The sequence below is a fragment of the Thermoanaerobaculia bacterium genome (assembly GCA_035260525.1).
Classification (GTDB): domain Bacteria; phylum Acidobacteriota; class Thermoanaerobaculia; order UBA5066; family DATFVB01; genus DATFVB01.
Map to the genome: position 1 here is coordinate 1 of DATFVB010000233.1, position 8,373 is coordinate 8,373.

General features: G+C 73.2%; 4 protein-coding genes. All 4 read left to right on the forward strand.

What is annotated here, in order from left to right; genetic code table 11:
* On the forward strand, positions 1-2,272 hold a 2,272-nt coding region (locus tag VKH46_11720), incomplete at its 5' end, for an ABC transporter permease (protein HKB71505.1).
* 1 nt (position 2,273) lies between these two features.
* Entirely contained in the window at positions 2,274-4,718 is a 2,445-nt protein-coding gene (locus VKH46_11725; protein ID HKB71506.1) for an ADOP family duplicated permease, read from the forward strand.
* A 10-nt stretch (positions 4,719-4,728) separates the two neighbouring features.
* Positions 4,729-7,134, forward strand: a complete 2,406-nt coding sequence (locus tag VKH46_11730) for an ABC transporter permease (GenBank protein HKB71507.1) — start codon at positions 4,729-4,731, stop codon at positions 7,132-7,134.
* 3 nt (positions 7,135-7,137) lie between these two features.
* Positions 7,138-8,373 (forward strand): ABC transporter permease (locus VKH46_11735; GenBank protein ID HKB71508.1); only part of this gene is annotated, 1,236 nt, incomplete at its 3' end.

The window sequence follows — 8,373 nt, forward strand, 5'->3', positions numbered from 1 at the left end:
GCTCGTCGACGTCGCGGAGCTCGACGCGCGCGGACACGCCATGCGGGTCTCCGACGCGAACTTCCTCGACCTCCGCGATCGAAACCGGACGTTCGATGGGCTCGCCGAATACTCGTCGACGGCGACCGAGGCCGTCGCCACCTCGGCCGAGTCCCTCCGCGCCGACGTGGCCGTCGTCTCTGCCGGCTTCTTCGACGTCCTGGGCGTTCGCCCGTCGCCCGGGCGGGGCTTCGCGGGCGACGAGATCGCCCCGGGCGGCCCGGCCGCCGCGCTCGTCAGCGCCGACTTCTGGCGGTCGCACATGGGCGCCGCGACCGACCTCGCGTCGGTCCCGCTGCGGGTCGCCGGCACTGCGCACACGGTCGTCGGCGTCATGCCCGGCGGATTCCGATTCCCCGCGGGAGCGCAGATCTGGATCGCGCGCGAACGGTTCCCGTGGCTGCCGAGCCGCACCGCGCACAACAACCGCGTCGTCGGACGCGTGCGCGCGGGAACCCCCGTCGCCGCCGCGCGAGCGGACCTGTCGGCGATCGCGAAGGGCCTCGCCGCCCGGGAGGGCAAGCTCACGGACATGGCCGACGCGGCGGTCACGCCGCTTCGCGAGACGATCGTCGGCGGCACGCGCCCCGCGCTGCTGCTCCTCCTCGCGGCGGCCGCCGCCCTCTTCCTGGTGGGGTGCGTGGACGTCGTCGCGCTGCTCCTCGCCCGCGCCGCTTCCCGGCGAAGGGAGATCGCCGTCCGGCGCGCGCTCGGCGCCGGGCGCCTCGACCTGATCCGGACGTTCCTCGCCGAAGCGCTCGCGGTCTGCGTCCCGGGAGGCCTCCTGGGGATCGCGGTCGCCGTCGGACTCGTCGGCGCCGTCGCCCGGCTCGCCCCCCCCGGGCTTCCCCGCGTGGCCGAAATCGCGGTGGACGGACCCGCTCTCGCCGCAGCGGTTCTCCTCGCGCTGTCGGCCGCCGGAGCGCTCGCCGTCGCCACCGCCTGGGGCGAGTACGGCAGCCGTCTGGCGGACGTGCTCCGCGGCCATCAGGTCACCGGCAACGCCCGCGCGCGCCGCGCCCAGCGCGCTCTCTCGATCGGGCAGCTCGCAGTCACCGTGGTCCTGCTCGCGGGGGTCTCGCTCCTCGCGCGCAGCTTCACGAAGCTCCTCGACGTTCCTCTCGGCTTCCAGCCCGACCGCGTCCTCGCGATGGATCTCGATTTCCCCGAGGCCGGCTCCGACGCCGCCCGCGTCCGCCGCCGGTCCGACATCGCCCGGGTGCTCGATCGCGCGGGGCGGCTGCCGGGCGTCGAGAAAGTCGGCGCCACCGACGCCCTCCCCATCGGGAGCGACGCGCCGGACGGGACGTTCCTGATCATGCCGCCGGGCCAGACCCTTTCCGACCCCTCCGCGTTCGAGCGGCTCTTCAAGGACCCGGCACGCACCGGGTCGGCGGATTTCGCGCTCGCGACCGGCGGCTACTTCGCCGCGATGGGAATTCCTCTCCTCCGCGGACGCGTGTTCGAGCCGCGGGACGCCGCGGACGCTCCGCACGTGGCGGTGATCAGCGAGACCCTCGCCCGCCGGCGATTCTCCGACCGGGACCCGATCGGCCAGACGATCGAATACGGCAACATGGACGGCGACCTGCGGGTCATGACGATCGTCGGCGTCGTCGGCGACGTCCGGGAGAGCCGGCTCGAGACCCCTCCCGAGCCGATCTTCTACGGCAACCTCGCCCAGCGCCAGAAAGGATCGACGGTGACGGTGACGATGCGCGTCGCGGGAAATCCCCTGGGGATCGCCGAGGGCGCCCGGCGGGCCGCACGCGAAGTGGACCCGGAGGTCCCAGTGACGATCCGGACGATGAACGAAGTCATCGCCTCGTCCCTCGCGTCCCGGCGCGTCGGCATCCTCCTCCTTTCCGTGTTCACCCTCGCCGCGCTCGCCCTCGCCTGCACGGGCCTGGCAGGCATCACCGCGTACGCGATCGCCCAGCGCCAGCGGGAGATGGGAATCCGCGCGGCGCTCGGTGCGCGGCCCGCCCGCCTCCTCGCCCTGTTGCTCTCGGAGCAGTCCCGCCTCGTCGTGGCGGGCGTGGCGGCGGGCATCGTGATCGCGGTCGCGCTCGGAGGCCTGACCCGCGCGGTGCTCTACGGCGTCGCGGCGGCCGATCCGCTGTCGCTCGGATCCGCCGCGCTCGTTCTCGCCGCCGCGTCGACGGTGGCGATCCTGATCCCGTCCCTTCGCCTGCTCCGGCTCCCCGCCGCGGAAGCGCTCCGGCAGGAATGAAATGAGCGGCCTCCTGCACGATCTCCGGGACGGGCTGCGCGCGATGCGCCGGTTTCCGGGAGTCACGGCCAGCTCGATCGCGATCCTCGGGCTTGCGATCTGCGCGAACGCCGTCATCCTCACCGTCGCCGAGACGATCTTCTTCCGCCCCCTCCCGGTTCCTTCGCCCGAGGGGCTCGCGCGCGTGTACCGGGTCGAGGACGGGCGCGAGGACGGCGCCTTCTCCTATCCCGAATACCGGCAGCTCCGGAACCGGGCCCCCGGGTGGCAGTCGCTCGCCGCCCACTACTCGTTTGCACCCCTCGTCGTCGACGGCCCCGGCGGACCGCGGGAGGCGCAGGGGGCGGTCGTGAGCGAGAACTATTTCGACACGCTCGGCGTCCGGCCGGCTCTCGGCCGTTTCTTCCTCCCCTCGGAGGATTCCGTTCCCGATCGTGACCCGGTGGCGGTCCTGAGCGATCGCTACTGGAGAGAACGCTTCGGCGCGGACGCGTCCGTCCTCGGCCGGATCGTCCGGATCAACGGCGTTGGCTTCACGGTCGTCGGCGTCGCGCCCGCGGGTTTCGAAGGCGTCCATGCCGAAAGCCCCAACGACCTCTGGATTCCGACCATGATGCTGCGGACGGGATATCGCTGGGGCGACGCTCTCGCCGGCCGGTCCCGCGCGCTCGAAATTCTCGGGCGGATCGCGCCGGGGCGGACGCTCGACCAGGTTCGATCCGGCCTCGCGGCGGTCGCGCCGGACCTCGATCCCCCCGGCCGTTCCCGGCGCCGGCGCCCCTCACTCGTCGCCGATCGGGCGCTCGGGCTCGAAGCTTCGGCCCGGCGGGAGATGCTCCCGTCGCTGCGCCTCCTCGCCGCGATCGCCCTTCTCCTCCTCGTCGCCGCGTGCGCGAACATCGCCGCCCTCCAGGCCGTCCGGGCCGCCGCGCGGCGAAAGGATCTGGCGATCCGCCGGAGCATCGGGTGCAGCCCGCGGCGGCTCGTGCGCCGCCTCCTCGTCGAGAGCCTGCTCCTGGCGGCCGCCGGCGGCGCGGCCGGCATCGTGCTTTCCGCCTGGGCCCGCGCGGCGGTGCTGCCGTTCTACACCGCGGACTCGGAGGGATACGTCCGGGCGTTCCCGCTCGCCTTGACGGGGCGCGTCTGGTCCGCCTCCCTGCTTCTCGCGCTCGTCGGCGGCCTGCTCTGCGGCATCCTCCCCGCGATCCAGGCGACGCGCTCGAGCCTCCTCGACGCGCTCAAGGACGACCGCGGCTGGACGGGGACGGGAAAAAGCCGCCACCGCGGAATTCTCGTCGGCGGACAGATCGCGCTTTCGTTCGCTCTCGTCGCGGCGGCGGGGCTCCTCGCCCGCAGCGCTTCCCGGATCCGATCCGGAGGGACCTTCGACCCGTCCCACGTCGCGCTGATGCGCCTGCGTCCGCGCCTCGCCGCCGCCTCGCCGGAGAAGGCGGAGCATTACACCCGGGAGGTCGTCCGGCGCCTCGAGGCGCTGCCCGGCGTGGAGTCGGTGAGCCTCGCCCGCGGCTCGGGATTCGCCTGGCGACAGACCGGCGAGGCGGCGGTGGCGGTGCCGGGAGGCCGCGGAGGCCGGGGTGCCCGCACGCTTCGCGCGGGCTACCACGAGATCGGTCCCGGCTTCCTCCGCACCCTCGGAGTACCCGTACTTCGGGGCCGGGAATTCGACGCGGGCGACCGCGCCGGAGCCCCGCTCGTCGCGCTCGTCAACGAGAGCCTCGCGGAGGCGATGGGACCCGGCGCCGACCCTCTCGGCCGGACGGTCGTCGTCGAGGGAATTTCCTGCACCGTCGTCGGCGTCTTCCGGGACTCCCAGCTCCATCCCGCCGCCCGGCGTTCGCCGCCGTTCTTCTACCTCGCGTACTGGCAGTTCCCGTTCGGGCCGCCGATCGACTCGAGGATCGTCGTCCGGGTCGGCGGCGACCCGAAGGCGATGCTCGAACGGCTGCGGGAAACCGCGAGCGCGGTCGATCCGAACGTCCCGGTCACCGAGGTCATCACGATGGCCGACCAGGTCTCGGCGTCGATGGCCGACGTCTTCCTCGCCTCGCGCGTGGCCTCCTCCGCGGGGCTGGTCGCCGTGCTCCTCGCGGCGATCGGGCTCTACGGACTGCTCTCGGCCATGCTCCTCCGTCGGCGCCCGGAATTCGCCCTCCGCCTCGCGCTCGGCGCCGAGGGATCCGACATCCGCGCGCTCGTCGCGCGCGACGCGTTCCGGCTCGTCGTCGTCGGGATCGCCGCGGGCTCCGCACTGGCGCTCTTCCTGACACGCGCGATGAACGCGTTCCTCTTCGAGTCGGCGACGCTGGACGCCCGGGCCTTCGCTTCGTCGGCGGCGGTCCTTGGAGCGGCCGCCCTCGCGGCCTGCTGGCCTCCGGCCCGCCGGGCCGGCCGTGTGGACCCGGCGGCGGCTCTCCGGGCGGAATGAGAGGAATCGCATGATCCCGCAGATCGCCGCCGACGTCCGCTACGCCCTCCGGTCCCTCCGCAAGTCCCCCGGTTTCGCGGCCGTCGCGATCGCCACGCTCGCGCTCGGGATCGGCGCGAACACCGCGATCTTCTCGGCCGTGGACGCTGTCGTGCTCCGGCCGCTGCCGTACCGCGAGCCCGACCGCCTGGCGATGCTCTGGGAACGGCGACCAGATCGCGACCACGTCTTCGCGAGCTATCCGGATTTCCGCGACTGGCGCGAGCGGACCCGGTCCTTCGCGGGGATGGCGGCCTATTCCGACTGGACGTTCAACCTCACCGGCGCCGGGGCGCCCGAGCACGTCGAGAGCGCCGTCGTTTCCGCGAGCTTCTTCCGCGTGCTCGGCCTCGCTCCCGAAGCGGGGCGCGACTTCCTCCCGGAGGAAGACGTGAAGGGGCGCGGCGACGTCGCCGTCCTCGCGCACGACTTCTTCGTCCGCCGCTTCGGCGGCGACCGCGCGGCCGTGGGCCGAACGATCACCCTCGACGGGAAATCGTTCACGATCGTCGGTGTCGCGCCCGCGGGAATCCGCCTCCCCTCCCTTTCGGCAACGACCGCCATCTTCGTCCCGATGGCGAACGGCAGGGGCTTCGAGAACCGCGGAGGACACTACCTGAGCGTCGTCGCGCGGTTGAAACCCGGCGTGCGTCTCGCCGCGGCGCGGAGCGACCTGGCGTCAGTCGCCCGGAGGCTCCAGCGCCTGTATCCCGCGACCAACGCCAACCGTAGCAGCGACGCGTTTCCGCTGCCCGTCGAGATCGCGGGCCGCGCGCGCTCTGCCCTGTACGTGCTGTTCGGCGCGGTGTTCCTGCTCCTGATGATCGCCTCGGTGAACGTCGCGAACATGCTCCTCTCGCGCGCGACCGCGCGGCGCCGCGAGATCGCCGTGCGCGCGGCGATCGGTGCGGGGCGCGGCCGGATCGTCGCCCAGCTCCTGGCCGAGAGCGTCGTCCTCGCGTCAATCGGCGGGGCGCTCGGCGTCGGGCTCGCCGTCGGTGGAGTCGCGCTCATCCGGGCGTTCGGCCCGGGCGACATCCCCCGCCTCGACCAGGTCCGGGTCGACGGCGTGGCGCTCGCCTACGCGTCCGCCATCTCGCTCGCGACGGGCCTCCTCTTCGGCGTCGCGCCCGCCCTGCACGCGGTGCGCGGGCGTCTCTACGAGTCGCTCAAGCAGGGCGACCCGCGTGCCGCGGCACCGGAGAGTCGAGCGGGACGCCTCCTCGTCGTCGCCGAGTTCGCCCTGTCGGTGATGCTCCTGCTCGGCGCGGGGCTGATGCTCAAGAGCTTCTGGCGGCTCCGCGCGGTCGATCCCGGATTCCGGTCCGACGGAATTCTCACCGGCGAGCTCGACTTCCCGGAGTCGCGGTATCCCCGCGGCCGCGACATCGCCGCCTTCGGCGATCGGCTCCTCGCCCTCGTGCGCGCACTGCCGGGAGTCCGCAGCGCTGGAGCGATCTCGAATCTTCCGCTCCGGGGTGACCGCCAGATGAACCTCTCGTTCGTGGTCGAGGGGAGACCGGTCGACCGCGGCAATCCTCTGCTCGCGGTGTACGCGTCCACGACCCCGGGTTTCTTCTCCACGGTCGGCCTCCCCCTGCTCCGCGGCCGGGACTTCCGCGAGAGCGATACCCGGGAGTCACCGAAAGTCGCGATCGTCAACCGGAGACTCGCCGACAACGTCTTTCCCGGCCAGGATCCGGTCGGCCGACGGATTTCCCTCGAGGATCCGCCGGACTGGTTCACGATCGTCGGCGTCGTCGGCGACGCGCGAACCGAGGCGCTCGCTTCCGCGGCCCCGAACCAGCTGTACATGCCGTACTCCCAGAACGCCCAGTCCGGCATGGCCGTCGCCCTCCGCACGGTCGGCGATCCCGACGCGGCGGCGGCGGAGCTGCGGCGGGCGGTCGCCGCCGTCGATCCCGAGGAGGCGGTCTACGGCGTCCTGACGATGGACGAGATCGTCGGCGCCGCGACGGGGCAGCCGCGTTTCCGCGCGCTCCTGACCGGGCTCTTCGCCGGCCTCGCCCTGCTCCTGGCCGCGATCGGAATCTACGGCGTTCTCTCCTATTCCGTCGCGCGACGCGTGCACGAGATCGGAATCCGCGTCGCCCTGGGAGCGGGACGTTCGGACGTTCTCCGGCTCGTCGTCGGACGCGGAATGCTCCTCGCGGCCGCTGGCGTCGGCGTCGGACTCGCGGGCGGCGCGTTGGCCGGACGGTTCCTCGCCGGGCTCCTGTACGGCGTGGCGCCCGCCGATCCAGTCACGTTCGTCGCGGTCCCCGCGGTGTTGATGTCGGTCGCGCTCGGGGCCTGTCTCGCTCCGGCGGTCCGGGCCCTTCGGGTCGACCCCACGGTCGCCCTGCGAGAAGAGTGAACCATGAACCTCGTCCAGGATCTCCGCTACGCCCTGCGGTCCTTCCGTAGATCGTCCGGTTTCGCGGCCGTCGCGATCGCCACGCTCGCGCTCGGGATCGGCGCGAACACGGCGATCTTCTCGGTCGTGCGCGGCGTACTGCTCAAGCCGCTGCCGTATCCCGGAGCCGACCGCCTCGTCGCTCTCCGGACGTTCTCGAGCGGAGAGCGGGAGATGGGCGCCGTGAGCTTTCCCGACATGACCGACTGGCGCGCGAGGAACACCGTCTTCGAGGAAGTCGGCGGCACGTATCCGATGGACCTCGCGGTCAGCGGCGGCCCGCGTCCCGAGCACGTCGAGGCGGCGGTGGTGACCGCCGGCCTCCTGCCGCTCCTCGGCGCTCGCCCCGAGGCCGGCCGGCTCTTCACGCCCGAGGACGACCGCGCCGGCGCGCGCACGATCGTTCTCTCCGACGTGTTCTGGCGCAGCGTCCTCGGCGCGCGCACAGACGCCGTCGGGTCGACGATCCGATTGAACGGCCGGACGTTCACGATCGTCGGCATCCTCGCTCCCGGTTTCCGGCTTCCGATCGGAGGGCCGGCGGCGCAGCTCTGGGTCTCCACGGCGTTCGCTCACGAGTCGTCCGACGGGAGCCGCCCGGTCGCGGAGGTGCGCGGCGCGCACTTCATCGACGTCTTCGCGAAGCTCAGGAAAGGCGTGACGATCGCCCGCGCGCAGTCGGAGATGGACGCGATCGCCGCACGGCTCGCGAAGGAGTATCCCGAAACGAACGCGAACATGGGCGCCCGCGTCGTCCCCGCGGCGGAGCCGCTCGTCCGCCGGGCGCGGCCCGCCCTGACGATGCTCCTCGCCGCGGTCGGCCTCGTCCTCCTCATCGCCTGCGCGAACGCGGCGAACCTCGTGCTCGCGCGCTCCACGACGCGACGCGCCGAGCTCGCCGTCCGCGCGGCGATCGGCGCGAGCCGGGGGCGCATCGTCGGCCAGCTCCTGACCGAAAGCGTCGTCCTCTCCGTGGCCGGAGGCGCGGCCGGGGTGCTGCTCGCCGCCTGGGGCGTGCCGGCGCTCGTCGCAGCGTCGGGCGGGCGCGTTCCGCGCGCCGCCGAGGTCACGCTCGACGGCGGCGTCCTCTTCTTCGCGCTCGCGCTCTCGCTCGCGACCGGCCTCCTCTTCGGCCTCGCTCCGGCGCTCGCCTCGGCCCGGCCGAATCTCGCCGACGCACTGCGCGAACGGGGCGCGACC